This is a genomic window from Nitratidesulfovibrio termitidis HI1, assembly GCF_000504305.1.
In the GTDB taxonomy this organism is placed as follows: Bacteria; Desulfobacterota; Desulfovibrionia; order Desulfovibrionales; family Desulfovibrionaceae; genus Cupidesulfovibrio; species Cupidesulfovibrio termitidis.
In genome coordinates, this window is record NZ_KI632512.1 from 973,221 (window position 1) to 994,970 (window position 21,750).

Sequence of the window (21,750 nt, forward strand, 5' to 3'; positions counted from 1 at the left end):
TGCCGAAGCGTCACTTCTGGCTGGCAGCATGGGTGTGGCTGGTGATGAGATTGCCGTAGGCAGGCATATAGCTGGCCAGCAACCCGGCAAGCCCCTCCATGTCATTGCGCCAGTCGCGCATGAGTTCGCAGGCGACGCTGAACCAGTTGAGAAGTTGGGCGCCGTTGGCGCTCATACGATTCCAGGAAGCATCGCGGACCTCCGGGGTGAACGTCCCCGAAGCATCGGTCACCACGAAGACCTGGTACCCTGCCTCAAGCGCGGACAGCGTCGCGTGGGCTACGCACACATCGGTCACGATGCCCGCGATAATCAGTTGCTTGCACCCCGTCTTTTCGACTGCTTTCACGAAATCTTCATTATCCCAGGCATTGATCTGACCGGGACGGTGCACCAAGGGAGACTTAGGGAACATTTCCTTCAGTTCCGGAAGGATGGGACCGTTGGGACCTTTTTCCAGACTCGTGGTCAGGATGGTCGGCAAGTTGAAGAACTTGCCTATGGCGCCAAGGGCAAGGACGCTGTTCCTGAAGTCGGCCGGAACATAATCCTGCACCAGGGAAAAAAGTCCCGTCTGGTGGTCTACCAGAAGCAGGGCGGCATCTTTCTTGTCGAGTCGGACGTACGGCTTTCTTTTCATTGTGCACTCCTTCGGTGGAAATTTCTAAAGGCTCTAGACCATCAGGTCTTCGTTTTTTGAGACTAGTCGCTTCAGTTCGCCAATGAGTTGGGGCAGAGGTTTGTTGTAGCGCCATTCACATTCTTTGAGGTGTAATTCGAAGTTCTTCTTCACCCCATTGAATTTTGTGAGGCGGCGCTTGGTGAAACTCCAGAAAGCCTCTATCCCGTTAATATGAACACCATTCTCGGCGAAGTGCTTGGCTTTGTTGACGCGAAAGTGTTTGTCATAGCCGACATCGTATCCTCGCCACCCATCGGAGTGCACGACGCTTTCAAAGGCAACCTTTCCCCGGATGATCGCCTGGAGCGACTTGGCCGAGCAGTCTGGCACCAGTTCGGTATATACGGAGCCGTTTCGCTCGTAGATCCCAAACACGGATTGCTTGAGCGTCCCTCTTCCTCGCTTTCTGGGGCCAGGGCGTCCTCTGACCCTGGCGGGACCGAAGAAGCTTTCATCAACCTCGACAACGCCCAGGATTTTCTCCTTTTGGGATGTCTGGTGAACATAAATCAGCGTCCTGAATGCCAGAAAATACCTGTTCACGGTCTTCCGGTTGAACTTCAGGAGCAAGGCAGTTTTAGTGGCATCAATATCGATGCAAAAGCATTCAGCAATTTTTCCGGCTTTATATCGGCTTAATTTGCTGTTTTTAAACATCATCCTAGCCTATCAGGGCTTGCCCTGATGGTCTAGAGCCTTCTAAATTTTTGGGACACACCTGCTAAGCATCCTTAACGGCCAATACGTCATCTCAACCATGGACACTTGTACCATGACAAGGCATATTTCCACAAAACACGCAAGAAATACTTTTGTAAGATAAAAACAAGAAGAACAGGTTCATCCCGAGATAACAGACGGGCGTCCAGACAGGCATGTTACACTGGACAATAGCCATACGCAGCATCAGGGGAATGAGACCCAAGCTTGGGACGCCACTCGTATTATCTTCCCGCCACATACGGCTGAATGCGGAGTTGTCGTGCCGATCCACCAGACATGCATTTTCGGCCATATTCGGCGTGATGGAATGTGCTGAACTAGTATTATCTGACAGTAGGCCATCCGAAAGGAAGTGGTCATGCCGTGCCCGACGGGGGTAGCGATGAGGTTGCGACACTTCATCAACCACCAGCCAGGAGACCGACATGACCACTGGCAAGAAGGTAGCACGAAGAAAGCTTAGCCTGCTGGAGCTTGCAAGCGAACTGGATAGCGTGAGCAAGACGTGCCGCATTATGGGGTATTCACCGCAGCAATCCTACAAAATCCGTCGCGATTACCAGGCGTTCGGGGCTTAAGGACTCGCGGACCGTCTGCCAGGGGTACGAGAGTCGCACCCGAACCGGGTGGATGAGACGACGGCGGAAAAAATTCTGGAGTACAGCCTTGAATTCCCGGCGCACGGCCCGGTACGCGTGGCCCAACAACTGGTGCTGCAAGGTGTGCAGGTCCCCTCCGGGGGGCGTGCGGGGCGTCTAGAACCGCAGCCGGATGTTGACCCGACATGAGCGGCTGCTGCGTCTGGCGCGGCATGTGCGAGATACCGGAATCGCCCTGCATGACGACCATGCTCGCAACTTGGAGCGGCTCAGCCCAAAATTCCGGTGCCATATCGAAACCCGGTGCAGCGGCGGCTTGGTAGCTGTGGACAAATTTTCGTGGGCACAAATCTACCTGCAATCACCATCGCCGGCCATAGCCGTTACGCCTTCGGCAGGCTGTACACCAGCAATCAGCCGGTTACGTCGGTACTCATGATCAACGAGCCCGTGCTGCCCTTTTTCGAGGAGCACGACACGGCGATCATCACAGTACTTTCCGACAATAGCCGGGATGTTGCAGTCGTCCCGACAGGCACTCCTACGAACTGTTCCTGCAACTGGAAGGCGTCAAACACCGGACAACCCGCGTCAGACGCCCGCAAAGCAACGGCTTCGTGGAGCGGCTGGACAGGACATTCACGAACGGGCGCAGCAAGGCAGAAACATGAATGGTCGGATACCCAGCCATCTTTGATGGCCTCCCCAAAGGTCGGCAGGAAGAGGACAACAAAGGGCAACAGACAGCCTGACAGCACCCCACCGGACACGGCAGTGTCAGGTGAATACTATCTCTGTACATGCATCCGTACCTTTGGCCGCAAAAAATGCTTGCCACCTCGGCGCAGTCCATACATGTCTCTGTGCATATGTTATTATGTATAAATTCATCTTCCTTCATCATTAATCAACGTAGACTATCGAATTATTTCTACGCATCAACGTCGTTATTTACTATTTTTAAGTACGATCCCAGCATATCATTGCCTAGCATTACGGCATATACCACCCTCAAAAAATCATTACCAGTATAAGCACAACGTTTAGATAGATCTAAAATACTTATACGCACCATCTACTCTCTCCATTACATACCCACACTTCTGTCATTCATAAATACTCATGTATATATTACATATCTGAGCAAACAGATATTTTTTCTTATATACCCCGAAATGCCTATCATAGCGTTTCTCATTCCAAGGAGTCGCCATGGACAGCCTTCAGTACACCTCCCCCGAGGTCACCGACCTCGCCAAGGCCCTCATCGCCGTTCAGCACACCCTGCAACCGGCCATCAAGGACCGCGAGAATCCATTCGCCAAGTCCCGCTATGCCACCCTCAACTCTGTCATGGATTCCTGCCGGGATGCGCTGCTGACCAACGGCATCTGGGTGACCCAGTACCCGGTTCCGGCCGAGGCCGGGCACCTCGGCCTTGTCACCAAGCTCACGCACGCGGAATCCGGCCAGTGGCAGTCGTCGCTGTTGGTCATGCCCCTGCCCAAGGCCGATCCGCAGGGGTACGGCAGCGCCATGACCTATGCCCGTCGGTATGCGCTTTCGGCCATGCTCGGCATGGTGACGGAAGACGATGATGACGGGGAGGCAGCATCCCGCGACAGGCCCGCACGGCAGAGAACGCCTCGCCAGCCGCGGCCTCAAGAGCCTGCTGCCCCACCTGCGCAGCAACCGTCCCAACCACCGACGACACCACAGCCCAAGCCCGCAGAAACAGCACATCCAGCCCTGGCGTTACTGCCACGGCTGGATGGAGTCAGTTACACGACGGCCACCGCCCAGGATGGCCGTCTTTGCATTCTGGCGTCGGGCAACACGTCTGCCCGCAAACAACTGCTCTCGGCTGCCGGGTTCAAATGGAACGCCGAGCGCAAAGTCTGGTGGCGGTACGCCGAGACCGCCTGATCCTCATCACCACGCCAAGGGCGGGGATTCCCCCGCCATGGGGGAGCCTCGTCCACTTGATGGAGCCTCCCATGACAAAGCCCCCGCAATCCCCCATGTCTCCGGCACTGTCGGCCCCACTCTCCCTCCTCGCCGAATCCCTGCTTACGCAGGAAATCCACGCCACGCAGACCCAACTGGGCGACCGCAGCACCTACGTCGGCATGTCCGACATCGGCGCCGCAACGGAATGCCTGCGCTCGGCGGCTGCCCGCAAGTTGGCACCTCCGGGCACGCAGCCCCACATCATCCCGCCTCAGCATGTCGGTTCCATCCTGAAGCGCCACCTCCCCCTGCATCGAGGCCACTGGCAGGAGGCTGGGATCACCGACGCCCTCACCAGAAGCGGCCACCGGCTCATTCCGCAGTTGGAAATCAGCGCCACCTTCCACGGTGTGCCTATCAAGGCGCACCTCGACATCACCCTCATCCACGAAGCCCCGACACCCGTCATCCGGGTGCTTGAGCTCAAGAGCAACGGGCACCTGCCCGAAACCCTCTACACCTCCAACGAGGTGCAACTCTACGGGCAGATCGGCCTGCTGGAGAGTACCTGGCATCGCCCGTGCTGCTCGCTTCGCGGCGAAGACGGCCAACCGGTCTTCACCCGCAAGACCTTCCCGGAGGCGGCCCGGCTGCTCTTCGGCATCGACCTGCCAAACACACCGGAAGGCGTGACCATCGAAGGCTGGGTGCTCTCCATCTCCATGGCAGATGCCAAGGCCTTCGGGCCATACACGCCCAACCGGGCCATGCTCGGCATCTGCTGCAACACTGCCGCCGACCTCTGGCAAACCGTCAACGCCGTCAAGGCGGGGCGGCTGACGCTTGACGACCTCCCGTACTGCCAGGGGTTTCACCCTCTGTGCGACTGGTGCGACGCCAACGCCACCTGCCCAAAGTTCCGACCCATGCGGGTTGACGGCATGCCCGTGGACCTCGGCCCCGCCCACGCGGCGGACCTCGACCATCTCGCCAGCCTGAAGGAACGCAAGCTCGCCATCGAAGGCGATATCACGGCCATCGAAGGGCGCATCCGCACCGCCTTCCAGCGCATCGCGGCGGTAAGCGACTGCATGGCCAGGGACTGGATAACGGCGGGCAGGCACCGATTTCGGGTGGCATCCATGCCCGGCAGACAGACCATCGACCAGGCTGCCCTGCAGGAGGAACTGCAGGCCCTGACCGGAGATCCCCAAACGGCGACAGACATTCTGGAGCGAGCCCGGAAAACCGGCCAACCCCATGAACGGCTGTTCATCAGCCCCATCAACGGAAAAGGAGAATGACCATGGGATACTACAGCGAAGTCGCCCTGTGCCTGTCCGGCAACGGGCGGGCACGGCTTGATGCGGCGATGCACGAGGCAAGGCAGCATGCCACCAACCCCGGCGACATCGAACTGTTCCTGCAAAACGGCCTGAGGCAGGACGCGCCGGACTCGGAAGGCGTGCTGTACTATTGGGAAGGCGTCAAATGGTACGCGGATTTCGAGGAGGTACGGTTCATCACCGACGTCATGGATGAACTTGACGTTGACGACTACCTCTTCCTGCGCATCGGCGAGGATGTTGACGATGCCGAGATTCTCGGCGGCTGGTGGGACAATCCCTTCGACGCACGCCTGTTCCGAACCATCGACTTCGGCTAGGGGGCGTCGGCGCAGCCCCCTCGGTCAGCGCCAGCCCCAGGCGCACCGCTTCCGGATCATTCCAGGGTGATGCCAAGGGCGCGTATCCGGGCCTTGGCATCAGCATGGCTCACCACGCGACCTTCGCGCACGGCGTTCAGCCCTTGCTGCACCATGCGGCAAAACCGCGCATCGCGGTCAAGGAACTGCGCCACGGCATCCTTGATGACTGCGGCACGCGTACTGCCAGTGGCTGCGGCGATCTCATCCAGCCGGTCCACGGTGGCCTTGTCGAAACGGATGATCGTCGCATGCAGCATGGTCACTCCGTAGGCATTCACGCCTAATCTGGTAGCTTCACGGGCCCTTTCGAAGTTCCGTTCCACGCCCCACTGCGCGAAGCACTCCCGGACCTCATCATCCGATGCGAAGAGTCCGGCATCCGCCTGACGGACGCCTTCCGCGATGGCGGCCACAGCACATTCCTCGTCCCGGACATACCGCCGCACGGCGTCAGCCACGAGCTCAGGGACGGGCCTGCCCATGGCCTTGGCCAGAGCATCCAGCCGTTCCTTCGTTTCCGGGTCGAGATGCGTATCCCAATCGACCATGCGCACCTCCCCATTCCGACGGCATACTCAACATCCCTAACCGACACAACATCAAGGAGCACCCCATGCCCCATACCGATTCGGGCCTGCACGCGTTGCAGCCCGTCGATCTTGACGCTGGCGCCGTGTTCAGCGGCACCCCGTCGGGCCGCATGATCAAGGGCTACCGCCAGCCCTCGACGTATACCCCAAAGGCTGACCCTGACTACATCTTCCACGAGGCCACGCGCGACATCGTGGTCTGGCTGATGACCGCATCCGATCCGCTCTATGTGTTCGGCCCCACCGGCAGCGGGAAGTCCAGCGCCATCCGGCAACTGGGCGCCCGGCTCAACTACCCGGTCTTCGAGGTCACCGGGCACGGCAGGCTGGAGTTTCCCGACCTGGTGGGCCACCTGTCCGTGCATCAGGGTTCCATGGAGTTTCGGTACGGACCGTTGGCGCTGGCCATGAAGCACGGAGGAATCCTGCTCCTCAACGAACTGGACCTGCTGGAACCCGCCACGGCCACGGGACTCAACGGCATCCTCGACGGCCAGCCCCTGTGCATCCCGGAGAACGGCGGCGAACTGGTCACGCCGCACCCCATGTTCCGGTTCGCGGCCACAGCCAACACCAATGGCGGTTCCGACGAAACGGGCCTCTACCAGGGCACCCTGCGCCAGAACCTCGCCTTTCTCGACCGGTTCTGGCTGTGCGAGATGGGCTACCCCGAACCCGTAGCCGAAGAACGGTTGCTGGAACGCATCGCGCCGCAACTCCCTGCACCTCTGCGGCGCACCATGATCGACTATGCCAACGAGGTCCGGCGTCTGTTCATGGGCGAATCGGGCACGGCGCATGGCGCCTCCATCGAGGTGACCTTCTCCACTCGTACCCTGATTCGCTGGGCCGACCTGACCCAGCGGTTCCAGCCCCTGGCCCGACAGGGCATCCAGCCCGTGGCCTACGCCCTCGACCGGACACTTGGCTTCAAGGCCACCCGAGAAACCCGAACTCTGCTCCACGAGATCGCCCAGCGCATGTTCCCCACGGGGGAGTGAGCGGGGACGCCGCTACCGCGCCGAACACGTCCGCTGCGGACACCCCCGGCAAGGATGCCGCGACTCCCCGAATCCCGGGCAATACCGGCCTGGTGCTCCAGTTCATGGATTCCCTGCTCACCCGTCAGGCCCGTGACCCCGCCTTCTTCGCCTCCCTCCCTTCTCCTCCCTGGCTGCGCCTCGAAAAGGACACGCCTTCGGGCGGCAAGTTCTGGTCCTGCACCATTCAAGAACACGGCATCGACCTCCACTGGGGCAAGCGCAACACGCAAGGACAACAGCTCGCGTTGGCCATCACCCGGTGCAACCGGGGCAACCCCATCCGCGAGGCGCGGTCACGCGTCTTCGGAAAACTCAAGGAAGGCTACCGGCTCGTCTCGTCATACGGCCCCCTCCCGTAACCGCGATTTCCCTCCCGACGGTTCCGTATTTTGGAACGACTCCGACCTACACCGCACCCACGAGGAGCACACACTCATGAAAGCGACATCCGCCATGCGCATCTTCCCCTTCTCTCGCAGCATCCACCTCGTCCGGGATATCCACACCAACGGCGTTCGCCACCACTGGAAGGCGGAAGCGGAACTCTACCTCCTCAAGGTCAGCACCTGGACCGGGGATGACGAGGAACCCCATCCCTCGCGGGTCACTGTCCACACCATCGGGTGGGGCCGGTGCCTCGACGAGGACCCGGTACAGGAGATGTGGCGACAGGCCGCGGAGAAGATCGAGAAAGACCACTACCACTTCCACAACGGAATCTAGGACGCCCCTCCCCCGAGGGGCGTTCCGCTTTTATGGAGCACGCACATGAACGACACCATCCTGAACTGCCTCATGGCCATCAACCTCGATGTGAACATCTGGACCGCCCGCCGCAAGCTGACCCCGGCGGACTTCGGCGGCGCGGACCTGCCGCCGGAGGAACTTGCCTCGCTCGGCAGCAAGCGCATCTGCGACCCCGAGGAACTGAAGATCTTCGGCACGCTGAAGGCGCGCGCGGTGAACCTGCTCGACCGCCACGGCGTACGCTTTCTTGGCGGTTGGGGCATTCCGGAGGAAAAAGCCCCCGTCCTTGTGGAAGAACTCGACCGCATTCGGGCCGAATTCCTGGCCGCCAGGGATACCTTCCTCACCCGGTACGATGACGCCGTTCGGGACTGGATAGCCCGGCACGGCGAGTGGGAACGCATCATCGCCGATTCCACGGTCAGCGCGGACTACGTGCGCAGCCGCATGGGATTCCGCTGGCAGGTCTACCGCATTGTGCCGCCCGCGCCGGGCGATGTGGAGCCGGTGGCCCAGGGGCTTGCGGAAGAGGTGCGCGGGCTTGGCCGGACCCTGTTCGACGAGGTGGCCAAGGCCGCCACCGAGGCCTGGCACAAGTGCTATGCGGGCCGCAGCGAAGTGACCCACAAGGCGCTGTCTCCCCTGCGGACCATCCACCAGAAGTTGGCCGGACTCACCTTCGTGGAACCGAGGGTGGCTCCGGTGGCCGACCTCATCGGTACGGCCTTCGCCAACCTGCCCAAGCGGGGCAGGATACAAGGGGCGCACCTGCTCATGCTGCAAGGGCTGGTGGCCTTGCTGCGCGATCCGTCCGCGCTCATGGAGCACGGTCAGCGGATCATCGAGGGGCACCGCCCGTCCGATCTGCTGGATGCTCTGCTGCGGCAGGATGGGAGCATGGAGAATGGACGGATAGCGTCCGCAGACGAACCCGAAGAAGGAGAGGACGACATGCCCGACCTTGGGGACGATCTTGCGCTGGACGCCATCCCCCGCGAGGTCATGCCCGACCTGCAACCCGTGCTGCCCAATTGCGGACTGTGGTAGGTGGCTGGACAGGCCACGCCAACCCGTTTACCTATCGAAACGGTTAACTTGATTTCAAGCTACTTGCGAGCACGCCATGACAACCCCATCGCCCACACCGCTCATCGACTTCGCCCAACTCGACGCCCTCAAGGCGCGGCTCGACCGGCATCGTCCGCTGCCGCCCGACATCGTGGCCAACCTGCGGGCGGACATGGTGCTGCGGTACACCTTCCACTCCAACGCCATTGAGGGGAACACCCTGACCCTCATGGAAACCAAGGTGGTGCTGGAAGACGGGGTGACCATTGGCGGCAAGTCCATGCGCGAGCACCTTGAAGCCATCAACCACAGGGAAGCCATCGGCTTTCTGGAAGAGGTGGTGCAGGATGGACGCGGGCTGGACGAACGCACCCTGAAGGACCTGCACCAACTGGTGCTCCGGGGCATTGCCGATGACGCGGGGCGCTACCGGACCCGCAACGTCATCATCTCCGGCGCGGGGCACACCCCGCCCGATGCCCTGCACGTGCAGGAGCGCATGGACGCCTTCTTCGGGTGGTACGCGGATGCGGCGGCGCACCTGCATCCCGTGGAACTGGCCGCGCGCGTCCATGCCGACTTCGTGGTGATCCACCCGTTCACTGACGGCAACGGGCGCACCGCCCGGCTGCTGATGAACCTTGAACTTATGCGGGCCGGGTTCCCCACGGTGATCATACCGGTGGAACAGCGGGCCGCGTACTACGAGAATCTCGACGCCATCGGGGTGCGCGACGACTACGCCCCCTTCCTGGGCCAGATCGGCGCGCTGGTGGCTGCCAGCTTCGAACCATACTGGCGGCTGCTTGGCACCGCTGCCTGATCATCCGATACACACCAGCCACGAAAGGCCCCGGAGCACCACGCTTCGGGGCCTTTTCGCATTTGGAGGACAACATGCTGGATACACGCGCCGTGATGCGCTCGCTGCCGCTGGTGGCGAACGTGCTCGGCAGGAAATACGGCGTTACCGTGACCATCGGGGGCACGGAGGCCTACACGGACGGTAGCGCGATCCACCTCCCCGCACTGCCGGTGGACGCGCCCGACACCTTCCTCGCACTGGCCCGTGGCTACATCGACCATGAGGCCGCCCACCTGCGGGATACCGACTTCACGGCGCTGAAGGCTGCGAATCTTACCCCCTTTGAGCACCATGTGTGGAACATCATCGAGGACTGGAGGGTGGAGAACCGGCTGGTCACGGCGTTCCCCGGTTGCCGGGGAAACTTCGACTGGCTCATCGGTCACTTCTTCGACGGCAAGGCGACAGGGCCAACGGACGATCCCGCAGTGCTGTTCCTGAACTGGCTGCTGCTTACGGTTCGGGCGTGGGACGTCCCGGCCATCGGGAAACGGCGCGACACCATCGCGGCACATCTCGATAAACTCTGCCCGGGCCTGCTTACCCGCATGAGTTGCGCTGTAGAAGCGGTACCTACCTCGTGCGCATCAACAATCGAAGCAATTGCCCATGCTCGGGGCATAGTCGCGGAACTGGACAAGGCAACGCAAACGCCGCAACCCGCGTCAGGTACGAATCCGGACACCAGCCAGGCCGGGGGTGACCCTGAGGGTGGGGCTGGCAATGGCAACCAGCCCACGGCATCACCGTGGGAACGGATACGAAACCTGCTGCATGCCCAGGAGGACGAGCTTCCGCAGGAATTCGGTGCAATCCTTGGTGAGGCCCTGAAGCGTGAGGCACCCGCCAGCGACGGATTGCCCGTGAACGTGGCCACCGTTACCCACAAGGTAAGCTGGGACCTGCACCCCGACGACATCGCCGAGGCCAAACGGGCATCGACGGCCCTGCGGACTCGGCTACATGGCCTGTTGCAGGCTGCGACCGTCAGCCGGACCCACGGGGCACGAAGCGGGAAACTCGACCCGCGCAGGCTCCACCGCATCGCCACGGATGACGCTCGCATCTTCATGCGCAAGGGAACGCGCGTCGGCATCAACACCGCCGTGCATCTGCTTCTCGACTGCTCCGGGTCCATGACCCCGAACATCAGGCTGGCCAGCACGACCTGCCATGCCGTGGCCTCGGCTCTTGAGACCGTCGGCATCAACGTGGCCATCACCGCTTTTCCGGCTAGCCATGACCCGGCGTCAACGGAACAGAAAACCGTGGGCCGTCTGGTGCGGCACGGCCAGCGGGTACATTCGAGGCTCCTGATGTCCGCGGTGGGGACCACCCCACTGGCCGAGTCCCTGTGGTGGGTGATGCAGGAAATGCTGCCCCTGCGTGAGGCTCGCAAGCTCATCCTGCTGCTGACCGATGGCGATCCTGATACGCCGACATGCGCCCTGAAAGCCATCCGGCACGCCGAACGGCTGGGGTTCGAGGTCTACGCCATCAGCATCGGCGCGGTGAACATCCTGCAGCACCTGCCGGGACGGCACCGGACGATCAACACCATGGCCGAACTCGCCCCGGCGATGTTCGGCTTGCTCCAAGGCGCGCTGGTCGGAAGGCGCCGAGCATGACGGAAGTAAGGAGATCAACGACTACAAGACAATGGGGAAGCGTGATGTAATGCCCCCCTTAAATCAAGCGGCCTTTAAGGGAGAATTCCGCCAGGTTTTGTTTGCCTGCTGATGGACGCCTTGCGGAGTCTTCCAGCCAAGCGCCGAATGCAGGTATGTGGTGTTGAAGTTTTCTATCCAGTCAGAGAGGGCGCGGTCGAGGTGTTCCAGGCTACGCCATTCGTGCAGCCAGAAGAGCTCTTCCTTGATCGTACGCATTGTCCGCTCGGTATCCGCGTTCCCTTTGGGATTGTTGTAGCTGGTAAACGCCTGCGTGATGCCGAGAGTCGCGCAGTCGCGCATAAAAGCCGTTCCTGTCGGTTGGCAGCCGTTGTCGCTCATCAGGCTCAGGCCGTGCCCCCGGACGCCTCCGGGAAAGTGCGTCTGGATAGCCGTATCCAGAGCTCGCAGCCACTCATGGCTCCGGCTCCGGTAGTCGGCATGGTGGCCCACGATCTTCTTGGAAAACCAGTCCACCACCAGCACGATATACACCCAGCCGCCTTCCGTCATGACCTTGGTCATGTCGATGCCCCACCACTGACACGGGCGGACGGGGCGCGGCTTGCTTCCGGAAGGGGTGCGCTTTGCCCGCAAGGCTGCGCGCTTCACCCCAAGGCCATGCAGACGCATCAGGCGTGCCACTCGTTTGACGTTGATGATCAGGCCGTTTTTATACCGAAGGGTGGCCCATACGCGGCGATAGCCCCAAAAGGGATGTTCCATTTTCAGGGACTCGATCAACGGCAAGAGTTCGGCATCGCGCTGAAGCTGGGCCTGGCCGGATCGGCGCTTGCCGCTTACCAGTCGTTTTTTTTTAACTCCAGCGTCAGTTCGCCAACGGCTTGCTTGAGTTTTTGGTTCTCTGTCGCAAGGCGTTCTTCTCGTCGGTTAGTGGCGCCCACCTCAAAAGCCAGGGCGGCATTGGCCAACAACGTGTCGCGCCAGCGGTAATACATACCCTGAGTGATTTGATACTCACTGCAAATGCTTGCCACAGAGCGACCCTGCAATCCCTCAAGCACAATGCGGGCCTTGCTTTTGCTGTCCCAGACTCGGCGTTTCATGCTTCCTCCAAGGATGGAAGAAAACTACCTTAACAGAGCCACCTTGTTAATGGGGGGCAGTATATTCCGATATCTTGCCATCCTCGTGCGCGAATAGAGCCAGGCAGAGGCCGGAGCCGCACCGATACGCAGTGCAGGTTCGCCGTCTCTCTCGACTCGGCTCGCGAGCACAAAAAAATCGTCATTGCCGTTGGCATAGCGGCAGACAGCCTGCTCCTTGAATCCGCTGAAGTCATGCAGATAGTCCACATCTTCGAGTTGGTAGGAGCGCCCTCGAACGATGAGTTGCTTCGGGATATACTCCCCAATGATGCTGGTGCGCGTTGGCAGGGGGGGAGGGGTATTGCTCCCAGCCGGAAAAGTATGGAAGCAGTATTCCGGCTTCAAGCCGAGCAGCCCTCCCACGACCTGAGCCGCTTCGAGTGGGCCTCTATTCAGGCTTAAAGACGCCAGGGAAATGATACTCTCATCCCCCTTGTTACTCTTGGGATTCCCGCCTCGGCGAAGCCACAAATGCCTGTCAACGTCAATGCCAAGCGCCATAAGCAGGCGCTCGCGACGGTCAGCGGCGAGCCTTGCAAATTCCCACTCGACCAGCGCGCTGAATACTTCCGCATTTGAATCCGCCGTAAGGTCCGACGGCAGATTCGAGCCGTCAATCCCGGCCAGCACCTGTCTTACCTTGGGTGATATTTCAGGGAAATATTGAGTCGTATTTGCCGAGTAGTTCGCCTGAGTATATGGCTGATGCGGGACTGGTGATGCTTGGTCCCGCGCCCATGAGGCCTCCCGTTGCCAGCTAGGGGATAAACTTGACTGGGGTAACGAAGTGGCCTGTACAGGAGCGATGTCAACGGCAGAAGACTCGACATGTGAAACTGGCTCCCCAAGCATGCAGGAACTGGTTACCGGTTGCCTCGTTCTGCACGCAGTTTCTATCATTTTTTCAATGCGCAACTCTTTCATAAGAAATCCTTTGCATGGGCAGGGAGGGATGCCTCCCTGCCCATGTCAATTACCGCTTCGGGATAATCGTGATATCCATGCGCGTTGCGATGACAGGGACGAGCGATATCTGGATAGCTTCGACCTGCGCAAGATCCTCTGGCGAGGTGTGGAGAGCTTCCCTGATTCGCTCGGCAAGAGCACTGACATCATCCTGCGACACCATGGGAACGTAAAACTCTTCTTTCGGATGCATATGTACTTCTCATGAGTTGACGGTTGGGTAGCCAGCAGTCTGCCGCGTTGGCGGACAACGCGGTCAACCGGCCTACGAAAAGTCAATTCTGTTCGCCTGCATGAAGTAGGCTATGTCTATTGGCCGCGCTACACAGAAACAACGCGGCCAATCACAGGGCACGCCTAGCGTGCCCCAAAACCATCAGTAAGATAGCCAAGTACTTCAGCACTCCGGCTTTGTGGGGCAGGTGCGCCGCCCCGGATGGTTTTAGGTTCAGGCTCCTTCACCCGGCGAGCAAACCACTCCATGAACGAATCTCGCTCATAGAAGACTCTTCGTCCCACTCGCCAACGCTTTGTGGGGCCTAAGCCAAGGCTGTCTAGGTTGGCCAAGGTCTTGGGATTGATAATGCCTTCCGTAAGTTCACCAATGCTTGATCGCGGAAAAATCAACGGCAAGCCCAACTGCACAGAGTTCACAATCTCACTCATCTTGTTCTCCTCATATAAAAAATTAAGCAAATGAAGATTAATTCATTAAAAAATTAAAGTAATATGTTTAACATGAATAATTTTTTCGCCATAATAGTAGCATTTATAGCAATATTAGTGAAAATTCATTCCATAAAAAAGCAACGTGTTAATTATCTACCAGTGCAAGCTACACAAACAGACAGTGAATAATCCCCAAAAAAAGGTCATGCCGCGCTCACCTAGTAGGTAACGATGAGGCCGTGAAGCTTCATCAACCACCAGCAAGGAGGCCGACATGACCACTGGCAAGAAGGTAGCGCGAAAGAAGTTGAGCCTACCTGAGCTTGCAAGCAAACCGGAAAACGCGAGCAAAGTGTGCCACATCATGGGATATTCGCGGCAGCGGCTCTACGAAATCCAGAGTAATAACTCAATGTTCGGAACTGAAGTGCTCGTGGATCCCCTACCGGGGCCACGAGATTTGTACCCGAACCAGGCGGACGAGGCGCCGGTGGAACGGATTCTGGCGTACAGCCTTGAGTACACTACACACAGCCGGGTACGCGTGACTCAGCAACTGGTGCTGCAAGGTGCTCAGGTCAGTTCCGGGGGCGTGCGAGGCGTCCGGATTCGCAACAGGATGCTGAATCGGCATGAGCGGCTGCTGCGCTTGGAGCGACATGTGCGAGATAACGGAATAGCCCTAAATGCCGACTAGGTTCGCACCCTGGAGAGTTCAGCCCAGAATTCCGGGAGCGGCATATCGAAACCCGGTGCAGCGGCGATCCTAGTGGCCGTCGATACGTTTTTCGTGGACACACTGAAAGGCGAGGGGAAAATCACCTTCAATCAGCCATCGACTGCCACAGCCGCTACGCCTGCGGCAGGCTGTACACCAGCAAGCTGCCGGTTACGGCGGTACACATGCTCAACGAGTCCGGGCTGCCCTTTTCCGAGGAGCACGACACGTCAGTCATCACGGTGCGTTCGGGCAATAGCCGGTAATTCTACGGACGCACCAAGACAGAAGCATGAATGGTCAGACACCCCACTGAGTCTTCCTTGATGACCTTCCCAGGGACCAAGCGAGAGAAGGCGCGACAGGCAGTAGGCAGCCTAATCAGCACCTCGCCGGGCACGGCAGTGTTAGGTGAATACTATCTCTGTACACACTTCTTGATGGAAAGAAGCTCTGGGAAGAAAAGGTCGGGCAACTCAACTAACCTGACAAACGGCGCCATCAGGACGGAGCAGGGTGTCAGATCAAGTCTGAACTACTACATGTTAAGCCTCAGCATTTTTTCCCTTCCGCCCGCGCAAACTTTTCATCTGCGGAGGAGGCATTGGCAGATCATGAGCCATTGCGTATTTTAAAATGTCCTTCTTCAACATATTTAATATTTTTTGTTTATGCGCTTTCGAATTTTTGAGCCTCAGCTCTCTATACACGGCAGCACACTCATCTGTAGGCTTCTCAACAAGCAAGCTCAGCGACCTAAATATTCTTTCTAGTTTTTTTCCACTATACCTACCAATAACAACAACAGCAAAAGCCTTATCTTTTACGCCACCACGGCGAGATATATCCGCCCACCGCGACACAGCGATACTACGCAAAAATTCATTTACATATATCTCTACACTACTGGAACCTTCAAGAATATCAAAATTATTCCCAATATCAAAATTACGAAAGACAGTGTCCACAGCCCGCTTATTTCGAAGCGATATATAAAATCTATCCAGCTTCAACACTGAAGAAAAATTTTCACCTTGATAAACGTTACTCTCATCATCATCACCGCTTTTACACAATGTTGATGTTAACATAATAGCAAAATAATAAATCGATGCGAATACATACCTATTCGACAAATCCAATCCTCCAAAAATATTCATCGCGAAACAAAGAACAGACTCATTAACGCTATAAAAAGAATATTGTAAAAGGTGACTCTTGCCACGAAACACATGCTTTCCACCACCAACACTAAGCACCTCTACAACTATTGCATCTATAGAAAACGTTCCACAACGGCTCACCCTTAGATACAAGACACTCCTATTCCTGTATTCATATTTTTCGAAAAATCGAAATACGATCTTCTTTTTCGCATTATCTACTATAAAACAATAGTCATCGCACAAACATCCATCCACAAGATCGCAATATTCATACACACCATTAAAATCAAAAACCATATATCCACGAAATACGCCTTCAGCACGAGAAACTCCGGCAAGCTTAACATAGCCTTCACGATTGACATCAAAAACAGTATTATCTTCAGAAAAAAGCGCGCATATATCCCGCATCCTCACTCGATAAAAATCCAACAACACCGACAAAGCAACTCTCTCTTGAAGATAAATCTCACAGTCATTTACAACATTTAAAATACCATAAGGACTAAAACTTGCAGCAGGAATAACCCTATAACGATAACACCACCGCAAATACGCTCGTATTCTATTTCTCAACATTGCAAACGCTACATGAGCTGAGCGAAATGTCTCAACACTAGAAACCCATGGAACACCATAAACTTCGCCTCTCCAACAAACTGAACCAGCTACTTCATCATACCCTCTTGACACCTTGCCTTTCCCAACCCCAACTTGCCACACGCACATGCGATAGCGTTGCACAAAGATCATCTCTTGCATTCGTACGCCCTCCACAAGGCGTGCCCATTACCACCCAACCTGACTCGCGCCAAGGTGGGGCTATAGTGGGGCTAAACACCAACAACAAAAAGAGGCTTACAAGTATTTCCTTGTAAGCCTCTGATTTTTCTGGTTGCGGGGGCCGGATTTGAACCGACGACCTTCGGGTTATGAGCCCGACGAGCTACCGAGCTGCTCCACCCCGCGACACGATGTGGGGACTGCCTCCCCAGCGAAGAAGGTGTGTATACGTGGCGCGGGCCGGGCTGTCAACCGCGCATTTACATCGCCGGGCAAATTCCTTATGTAGTGCGGGCCATGCAGAACAAGAACATCACCTCTCTTTCCGTCGTGCTGCCCGTGTACAACGAACAGGACAACCTGCCCGCCCTGTTCGAGGAAATCCGCCGCTCCATCGCCAACATCGGCAAGGAGTGGGAAGTGCTGTTCGTGGACGACGGCAGCAAGGACCGCAGCCTTGAGGTCATCAAGACCCTTGCGGCGGATCATCCCCAGATTCGCTACCTGTCGTTCCGCAAGAACTGCGGGCAGTCCGCCGCCTTTGCCGCCGGGTTCCAGGCCGCGCGCCACGAGGTCATCGTGACCATGGACGCCGACCTGCAGAACGACCCTGCCGACATCCCCGCCATGCTCATCGAATTCGAACGCGGGTACGACATGGTCATCGGCTGGCGCGCCAAGCGCAAGGACACCTTTGCCAAGCGCATCGCCTCCAGGTGGGCCAACGCCATCCGCAACCGCCTGACCGGCGAGACGGTGAAGGACACCGGTTGCTCGCTGAAGATATTGCGCACCACCATGGCCCGGCACATCCCCATGTTTACCGGCATGCACCGCTTTCTGCCCACGCTGATGAAGATGCAGGGCGCCACCGTGTCCGAACTGAAGGTGAACCACCGTCCGCGCCTGCACGGCGTGTCCAAGTACGGCGCCTTCAGCCGCGCCAAGACCGCCGCCTTCGATCTGCTGGCCGTGGCGTGGATGAAGCGCCGCTACATCAACTACGACATCGCCGAGCGCAACTGATCGATACGGAACGACGCGCCAAACGTGACGTAATGCCCGTACGCGCCTTTCCGCCGTTCCCGATCCACGGAACCGGGCCGAGGCTCCCTTTCCCGCCGCAGGCAGTACTGGATGGACACGCTGGAATGGACGCTCTGGCCCGCCCGCTGGGCCATCCTGCTTATCGGCCTGCTGGCGCAACTGGCCGCGCTAGTGCTGGCCGTGCGCCGGGAAGGCGCGCGGGCCTGCTCCACACTACCGTCACCCCAGCGTGCTTGCCGACCTGAAAGCTCGCCCTCGCCCGACTCCAAAGCGACATACGATTTCACACCCGCCATGGCCGCAGCCCCCGGCCCTCCCGCAGGCGCGCACGAGGCTACGCCCGGCGACTATCCCGATGAAATTCCACCCCGCATGCCCTGCGTTTTCCGCATCTCTCGCGGGCTGTTGCTGACCGGCGGCGCGCTGGTGGCCACTTTTGCCCTGCTGGAACGCGACATGCTGCTGCTGGCCGGACAGATGCTGGCCCTGCCCCTGCTCTGGCCGCGCCAGCGCTGACACCCCGGCACCTTGACGACGCGGCCCGTTGCCGCTACTGCGCACATGCGGTGTGCGCCGCCCATCCGTCCACCCTCACCCGGCCCCAGCCATCACCCTGCATGACCAACCGCCCCACCCGACTTCTCAAACGCGTGCTCAAGGGTGCGTTCGTCTTTCTCGGCCTTGCCGCCGCCATTGCGCTGTTGCGCCTCTCCGGCCTGCACGACGCCCTGGACACCGCCTGGGTGGATGCCAACATCCGCGACCACGGCGTTGCCGGTCTGGCCCTGTACCTTGGCGTGGGCTGCCTGCTCACCGCCGTGGGCATGCCCCGGCAGGTGGTCAGCTTTCTGGGCGGCTACGCCTTCGGCGCGGTGCTGGGCACCGTGTGGGGCACGCTGGCCACGGCCATGAGCTGCGTGGTCACCTTCTACTATGCGCGCCTTGCCGGGCAGTCGTTCGTGGCGCGCCGCTTCAGCCGCAGGGTGGCCAAAATCAACGCCTTCCTCGGGCGCGACCCGTTTGCCATGTCGTTCATCATCCGCTGCCTGCCCGTGGGCAACAACGTGCTGACCAACCTGCTGGCCGGGGTCAGCGCCATTCCCGCGCTGCCGTTCATTGCCGGGTCCGCCGCCGGGTATGTGCCGCAAACGTTCATCTTCGCCCTGCTGGGCAGCGGCGTACGCGTTTCTCCAGAATTGCGCACCACTGCCAGCGCCGTGCTGTTCGTCCTGTCCAGCCTGCTGGGCTACCTGCTGTACCGCCGCTACCGGGTGGACGACACCCTGGAAGCTCCAGAGGACGGACCGGAAGACGGACCGGAAGGCAGACCGGACGGCGGCAGCCAATCCTCGCCCTCCGACAAGGGCGCATAGCCCATTACAAAAGAACCTGCCCGCAGGCGACTGACTGGGGCAGCCCCCCCCACCCGTCAAACACGCCATCTGCGCGCCCCCCCTTCCCGCAACGACGCAAAACCGCCCGCCGACATGCATCGGCGAGCGGTTTTCATTCTAGACTGGAGAAACGGTTTCCGCGACTCTCGCGGCACGCCGCCTTACGACACCTTGGCCCCGTTGGCCACCGGGCCGGACGCGGCCACCAGTTGCATGCCGCTTTCGGTGCGCACGGCAAGGATCATCCCCTGCGATTCCAGGCCGCGCAGCTTGCGCGGGGCAAGGTTGGCCACCACGGCCACCTGACGCCCCAGCAGGAAGTCCGGTTCGAAGTATTCAGCAAGCCCGGCCACGATCTGGCGCGGAGCAGCCTCGCCAAGGTCCACTTCCACACGCAGCAGCTTGTCGGCGTTGGGGTGGCGTTCCACCACCACCACAGTGCCGAAGCGGATGTCCAGCTTCTGGAAATCGGCAAACTCTATGGTGGCGGGTTCGTCGCCAGCAGCAGGCGCGGCGGATTGGGCGGCAGCCTGCGCGGGCGCGGCGGCCTTCTCCTTCTTCTTGCCTTCCGCCTTGGCGGGTTTGGCTTCTTCCGTCTTTTCCAGTTCCACGCGGGGGAACAGGTTGGACGATGCCGCCACGGTGGTCCCGGCGGCCAGCCCGCCCCAGCGGTCGGCCTCGTCAGCCAATTGCACGGTGGCAGGGTCCAGTGTCTGGCCCAGTTGCCCCAGCAACACAGTGGAAGCCTCGGGCATCACCGGCCACAGGTGCACGGCCACCTTGCGCATGCATTCCAGCATCACGTACATGACGGTGCCCAGACGCTCGGTGTCGCCCTGCTTGAACAGGGCCCACGGCGCGGCATGGTCCACGTAACGATTCAGGGCCCGCACCAGCTCCCACAGCGATTCCAGCGCGTTGGAAAAACGCACCCGCTCGAACAGCCGCACGTAGTTGCGTTGAGCCTCTTCCGCCAGGGTACGGATGGCCTCGTCTTCCTCGGTCAGCGGCCCCTGCGCGGGCACCACGCCGCCGAAGTACTTGGCGGTCATGGACAGCACGCGGCTGAACAGGTTGCCGAGGTCGTTGGCAAGGTCCGCGTTCAGGCGGGCCACCAGCGCGTCTTCCGAAAAGCTGGCGTCACTGCCGAAGTGCATCTCGCGCAGCAAAAAGTAGCGGAAGGCGCTCAGACCGTACTTGTCGATCATGGACAGCGGGTCCACCACGTTGCCCAGCGATTTGGACATCTTGGTGTCGCGCACCAGCCAGTAGCCGTGCACATTCAGATTGTTGTAGGGCTCCAGCCCCGCCGCCTTCAGCATGGTGGGCCAGAATACCGCGTGCGGCTTCAGGATGTCCTTGGCCACCAGATGCTGCACGCCGGGCCAGAAGCGACCGAACTTCTCGCCATCGGGCCAGCCCAGCGCGGAGATGTAGTTGATCAGCGCGTCGAACCACACGTAGCACACGTAGTCCTTGTCGAACGGCAGTTCGATGCCCCAGGTCAGGCGGGACTTGGGCCGCGAGATGCACAGGTCTTCCAGCGCGCCGCTGTCCAGAATGCCCAGCACTTCGCTGCGGTAGCGCTCGGGCCGGATGAAGTCGGGGTTGTCCAGAATGTACTGGCGCAGCCACCCCTGATACTTTGACATGCGGAAAAAGTAGTTCTTCTCGCTGATGTATTCCGGCTTCACCTGGTGCTGTGGACAGAGGCCGTTTTCCAGTTCCTTCTCGGTGTAGAACCGCTCGCACCCGTAGCAGTAGTGGCCGCCGTATTCCCCGAAGTAGATGTCGCCGCTGTCGTAGACCTTCTGCAACACGTCCTGCACGCACTTCTTGTGTTCCGCGTCGGTGGTGCGGATGAACTGGTCATACTCCACGCCCAGATGCGGCCACAGGTCGCGAAACTGCGTGCTCACGCCGTCCACGAATTCCTGCGGCGAGCACCCGGCCTTTTCGGCGGCCTGCACGATCTTGTCGCCGTGCTCGTCGGTGCCGGTCAGGAAATAGGTGTCCTTGCCCAGCAGGCGGTGGAAGCGGCGCAACGAGTCGGCCACGATGGTGGTGTAGGCATGGCCGAGATGCGGCTTGGCGTTGACGTAGTAGATGGGGGTGGTGATGTAGAAGCGGTCCACGTGAGTCTCCCGATTCGGGCGCTGCGGGCGGTACGGGTCTGCCGCGCCGCCCTTGCGATATGATGCCCGCCCCCGGCGCACGCCGGGGGCGGAAGCTGTTGCCTGTATGGTCGCCATGCCC

The 21,750-nt window shown here is 59.5% G+C and carries 22 protein-coding genes, 1 tRNA gene and 2 pseudogenes; 14 read left to right on the forward strand and 11 right to left on the reverse strand.

Annotation, left to right across the window (positions count from 1 at the left end; genetic code table 11):
- Window positions 1-10: 10 nt before the first annotated feature.
- Both ycaC and DESTE_RS03995 read right to left on the reverse strand, forming a co-directional pair.
- Window positions 11-640: an isochorismate family cysteine hydrolase YcaC gene (gene ycaC, locus DESTE_RS03990; protein ID WP_035065268.1), complete on the reverse strand. Its 630-nt coding sequence runs from the start codon at window positions 638-640 to the stop codon at window positions 11-13.
- A gap of 33 nt (window positions 641-673) precedes the next feature.
- The gene (locus DESTE_RS03995) at window positions 674-1,339 is read right to left on the reverse strand and encodes an IS1595 family transposase (protein WP_035069645.1); all 666 of its coding nucleotides are present in this window, start codon (window positions 1,337-1,339) and stop codon (window positions 674-676) included.
- 491 nt (window positions 1,340-1,830) lie between these two features.
- On the opposite strand from DESTE_RS03995, the pseudogene DESTE_RS04000 reads away from it, so the two are divergent.
- From DESTE_RS04000 to DESTE_RS04015, 4 genes and pseudogenes are all read left to right on the forward strand, one after another.
- A pseudogene (locus DESTE_RS04000) lies at window positions 1,831-2,756 on the forward strand (helix-turn-helix domain-containing protein).
- Between the two features lie 460 nt (window positions 2,757-3,216).
- Window positions 3,217-3,930 (forward strand): ERF family protein, encoded by a 714-nt coding sequence (locus DESTE_RS04005; protein WP_035065272.1) that lies wholly within the window; start codon window positions 3,217-3,219, stop codon window positions 3,928-3,930.
- Between the two features lie 71 nt (window positions 3,931-4,001).
- Window positions 4,002-5,258 (forward strand): hypothetical protein, encoded by a 1,257-nt coding sequence (locus tag DESTE_RS04010; protein WP_156925262.1) that lies wholly within the window; start codon window positions 4,002-4,004, stop codon window positions 5,256-5,258.
- A gap of 2 nt (window positions 5,259-5,260) precedes the next feature.
- Window positions 5,261-5,620 carry a hypothetical protein gene (locus DESTE_RS04015; RefSeq protein WP_035065277.1) on the forward strand — a complete coding sequence of 120 codons (360 nt, stop codon included), beginning with the start codon at window positions 5,261-5,263 and terminating at the stop codon, window positions 5,618-5,620.
- 56 nt (window positions 5,621-5,676) lie between these two features.
- Here DESTE_RS04015 and DESTE_RS17490 read toward each other — a convergent pair whose 3' ends face one another.
- Entirely contained in the window at window positions 5,677-6,210 is a 534-nt protein-coding gene (locus DESTE_RS17490) for a ribbon-helix-helix protein, CopG family (RefSeq protein WP_084559353.1), read from the reverse strand.
- 65 nt (window positions 6,211-6,275) lie between these two features.
- Between DESTE_RS17490 and DESTE_RS04030 the strand changes: the two genes are divergently transcribed.
- From DESTE_RS04030 to DESTE_RS04055, 6 genes are all read left to right on the forward strand, one after another.
- Window positions 6,276-7,253: an AAA family ATPase gene (locus tag DESTE_RS04030; protein ID WP_051384304.1), complete on the forward strand. Its 978-nt coding sequence runs from the start codon at window positions 6,276-6,278 to the stop codon at window positions 7,251-7,253.
- Between the two features lie 104 nt (window positions 7,254-7,357).
- The gene (locus DESTE_RS04035; RefSeq protein WP_156925263.1) at window positions 7,358-7,654 is read left to right on the forward strand and encodes a hypothetical protein; all 297 of its coding nucleotides are present in this window, start codon (window positions 7,358-7,360) and stop codon (window positions 7,652-7,654) included.
- Between the two features lie 76 nt (window positions 7,655-7,730).
- On the forward strand, window positions 7,731-8,018 hold the full coding sequence (locus DESTE_RS04040; protein ID WP_051384305.1) for a hypothetical protein: 288 nt from the start codon (window positions 7,731-7,733) through the stop codon (window positions 8,016-8,018).
- Window positions 8,019-8,063: 45 nt separating this feature from the next.
- A complete protein-coding gene (locus DESTE_RS04045; protein WP_035065282.1) occupies window positions 8,064-9,089 on the forward strand; it encodes a DUF3150 domain-containing protein in 1,026 nt (341 codons plus the stop codon).
- 76 nt (window positions 9,090-9,165) lie between these two features.
- Window positions 9,166-9,933: a Fic family protein gene (locus tag DESTE_RS04050; protein WP_035065285.1), complete on the forward strand. Its 768-nt coding sequence runs from the start codon at window positions 9,166-9,168 to the stop codon at window positions 9,931-9,933.
- Between the two features lie 74 nt (window positions 9,934-10,007).
- Complete coding sequence (locus DESTE_RS04055; protein WP_035069661.1) at window positions 10,008-11,603, forward strand: cobaltochelatase CobT-related protein; 1,596 nt, start codon at window positions 10,008-10,010, stop codon at window positions 11,601-11,603.
- 63 nt (window positions 11,604-11,666) lie between these two features.
- Here DESTE_RS04055 and DESTE_RS04060 read toward each other — a convergent pair whose 3' ends face one another.
- The 5 genes from DESTE_RS04060 to DESTE_RS17880 form a co-directional block, all read right to left on the reverse strand.
- A complete protein-coding gene (locus DESTE_RS04060; RefSeq protein WP_051384306.1) occupies window positions 11,667-12,449 on the reverse strand; it encodes an IS3 family transposase in 783 nt (260 codons plus the stop codon).
- Window positions 12,443-12,709: a transposase gene (locus DESTE_RS04065; RefSeq protein WP_035065287.1), complete on the reverse strand. Its 267-nt coding sequence runs from the start codon at window positions 12,707-12,709 to the stop codon at window positions 12,443-12,445. The genes DESTE_RS04060 and DESTE_RS04065 overlap by 7 nt, the downstream gene beginning before the upstream one ends.
- Before the next feature lie 24 nt (window positions 12,710-12,733).
- Complete coding sequence (locus DESTE_RS04070; RefSeq protein ID WP_156925264.1) at window positions 12,734-13,675, reverse strand: hypothetical protein; 942 nt, start codon at window positions 13,673-13,675, stop codon at window positions 12,734-12,736.
- A gap of 49 nt (window positions 13,676-13,724) precedes the next feature.
- The gene (locus tag DESTE_RS04075; protein ID WP_035065290.1) at window positions 13,725-13,910 is read right to left on the reverse strand and encodes a hypothetical protein; all 186 of its coding nucleotides are present in this window, start codon (window positions 13,908-13,910) and stop codon (window positions 13,725-13,727) included.
- A gap of 164 nt (window positions 13,911-14,074) precedes the next feature.
- On the reverse strand, window positions 14,075-14,383 hold the full coding sequence (locus tag DESTE_RS17880; protein WP_156925265.1) for a hypothetical protein: 309 nt from the start codon (window positions 14,381-14,383) through the stop codon (window positions 14,075-14,077).
- A gap of 277 nt (window positions 14,384-14,660) precedes the next feature.
- On the opposite strand from DESTE_RS17880, the pseudogene DESTE_RS04080 reads away from it, so the two are divergent.
- Window positions 14,661-15,367: pseudogene (locus DESTE_RS04080) on the forward strand (transposase family protein); the annotation flags it as partial.
- A gap of 282 nt (window positions 15,368-15,649) precedes the next feature.
- On the opposite strand, the gene DESTE_RS17885 reads toward DESTE_RS04080, so the two are convergent.
- Together DESTE_RS17885 and DESTE_RS04085 are read right to left on the reverse strand one after the other, a co-directional pair.
- Entirely contained in the window at window positions 15,650-17,032 is a 1,383-nt protein-coding gene (locus DESTE_RS17885; protein WP_156925266.1) for a hypothetical protein, read from the reverse strand.
- A 130-nt stretch (window positions 17,033-17,162) separates the two neighbouring features.
- A tRNA-Met gene (locus tag DESTE_RS04085) sits at window positions 17,163-17,239 on the reverse strand.
- A gap of 111 nt (window positions 17,240-17,350) precedes the next feature.
- Between DESTE_RS04085 and DESTE_RS04090 the strand changes: the two genes are divergently transcribed.
- The 3 genes from DESTE_RS04090 to DESTE_RS04100 all read left to right on the forward strand — a co-directional run bounded on the left by DESTE_RS04090 (window position 17,351) and on the right by DESTE_RS04100 (window position 19,473).
- A complete protein-coding gene (locus DESTE_RS04090) occupies window positions 17,351-18,079 on the forward strand; it encodes a glycosyltransferase family 2 protein (RefSeq protein WP_035065293.1) in 729 nt (242 codons plus the stop codon).
- A gap of 111 nt (window positions 18,080-18,190) precedes the next feature.
- Window positions 18,191-18,616 (forward strand): hypothetical protein, encoded by a 426-nt coding sequence (locus DESTE_RS04095; RefSeq protein ID WP_035065296.1) that lies wholly within the window; start codon window positions 18,191-18,193, stop codon window positions 18,614-18,616.
- Window positions 18,617-18,717: 101 nt separating this feature from the next.
- Window positions 18,718-19,473 carry a TVP38/TMEM64 family protein gene (locus DESTE_RS04100; protein ID WP_035065299.1) on the forward strand — a complete coding sequence of 252 codons (756 nt, stop codon included), beginning with the start codon at window positions 18,718-18,720 and terminating at the stop codon, window positions 19,471-19,473.
- Window positions 19,474-19,655: 182 nt separating this feature from the next.
- Here the strand turns inward: DESTE_RS04100 and metG are convergent, their stop codons facing one another.
- Entirely contained in the window at window positions 19,656-21,746 is a 2,091-nt protein-coding gene (gene metG, locus DESTE_RS04105) for a methionine--tRNA ligase (RefSeq protein WP_281172042.1), read from the reverse strand.
- Window positions 21,747-21,750 lie beyond the last annotated feature (4 nt).

What these genes read in the sequence shown, in the direction of transcription:
- ycaC (WP_035065268.1), bottom strand. Translation starts at nt 640, where the DNA reads ATGAAAAGAAAGCCGTACGTCCGACTCGACAAGAAAGATGCCGCCCTG.
- DESTE_RS03995 (WP_035069645.1), bottom strand. Translation starts at nt 1,339, where the DNA reads ATGTTTAAAAACAGCAAATTAAGCCGATATAAAGCCGGAAAAATTGCT.
- DESTE_RS04005 (WP_035065272.1), top strand. Translation starts at nt 3,217, where the DNA reads ATGGACAGCCTTCAGTACACCTCCCCCGAGGTCACCGACCTCGCCAAG.
- DESTE_RS04010 (WP_156925262.1), top strand. Translation starts at nt 4,002, where the DNA reads ATGACAAAGCCCCCGCAATCCCCCATGTCTCCGGCACTGTCGGCCCCA.
- DESTE_RS04015 (WP_035065277.1), top strand. Translation starts at nt 5,261, where the DNA reads ATGGGATACTACAGCGAAGTCGCCCTGTGCCTGTCCGGCAACGGGCGG.
- DESTE_RS17490 (WP_084559353.1), bottom strand. Translation starts at nt 6,210, where the DNA reads ATGGTCGATTGGGATACGCATCTCGACCCGGAAACGAAGGAACGGCTG.
- DESTE_RS04030 (WP_051384304.1), top strand. Translation starts at nt 6,276, where the DNA reads ATGCCCCATACCGATTCGGGCCTGCACGCGTTGCAGCCCGTCGATCTT.
- DESTE_RS04035 (WP_156925263.1), top strand. Translation starts at nt 7,358, where the DNA reads ATGGATTCCCTGCTCACCCGTCAGGCCCGTGACCCCGCCTTCTTCGCC.
- DESTE_RS04040 (WP_051384305.1), top strand. Translation starts at nt 7,731, where the DNA reads ATGAAAGCGACATCCGCCATGCGCATCTTCCCCTTCTCTCGCAGCATC.
- DESTE_RS04045 (WP_035065282.1), top strand. Translation starts at nt 8,064, where the DNA reads ATGAACGACACCATCCTGAACTGCCTCATGGCCATCAACCTCGATGTG.
- DESTE_RS04050 (WP_035065285.1), top strand. Translation starts at nt 9,166, where the DNA reads ATGACAACCCCATCGCCCACACCGCTCATCGACTTCGCCCAACTCGAC.
- DESTE_RS04055 (WP_035069661.1), top strand. Translation starts at nt 10,008, where the DNA reads ATGCTGGATACACGCGCCGTGATGCGCTCGCTGCCGCTGGTGGCGAAC.
- DESTE_RS04065 (WP_035065287.1), bottom strand. Translation starts at nt 12,709, where the DNA reads ATGAAACGCCGAGTCTGGGACAGCAAAAGCAAGGCCCGCATTGTGCTT.
- DESTE_RS04070 (WP_156925264.1), bottom strand. Translation starts at nt 13,675, where the DNA reads ATGAAAGAGTTGCGCATTGAAAAAATGATAGAAACTGCGTGCAGAACG.
- DESTE_RS04075 (WP_035065290.1), bottom strand. Translation starts at nt 13,910, where the DNA reads ATGCATCCGAAAGAAGAGTTTTACGTTCCCATGGTGTCGCAGGATGAT.
- DESTE_RS17880 (WP_156925265.1), bottom strand. Translation starts at nt 14,383, where the DNA reads ATGAGTGAGATTGTGAACTCTGTGCAGTTGGGCTTGCCGTTGATTTTT.
- DESTE_RS17885 (WP_156925266.1), bottom strand. Translation starts at nt 17,032, where the DNA reads ATGCAAGAGATGATCTTTGTGCAACGCTATCGCATGTGCGTGTGGCAA.
- DESTE_RS04090 (WP_035065293.1), top strand. Translation starts at nt 17,351, where the DNA reads ATGCAGAACAAGAACATCACCTCTCTTTCCGTCGTGCTGCCCGTGTAC.
- DESTE_RS04095 (WP_035065296.1), top strand. Translation starts at nt 18,191, where the DNA reads ATGGACACGCTGGAATGGACGCTCTGGCCCGCCCGCTGGGCCATCCTG.
- DESTE_RS04100 (WP_035065299.1), top strand. Translation starts at nt 18,718, where the DNA reads ATGACCAACCGCCCCACCCGACTTCTCAAACGCGTGCTCAAGGGTGCG.
- metG (WP_281172042.1), bottom strand. Translation starts at nt 21,746, where the DNA reads ATGGCGACCATACAGGCAACAGCTTCCGCCCCCGGCGTGCGCCGGGGG.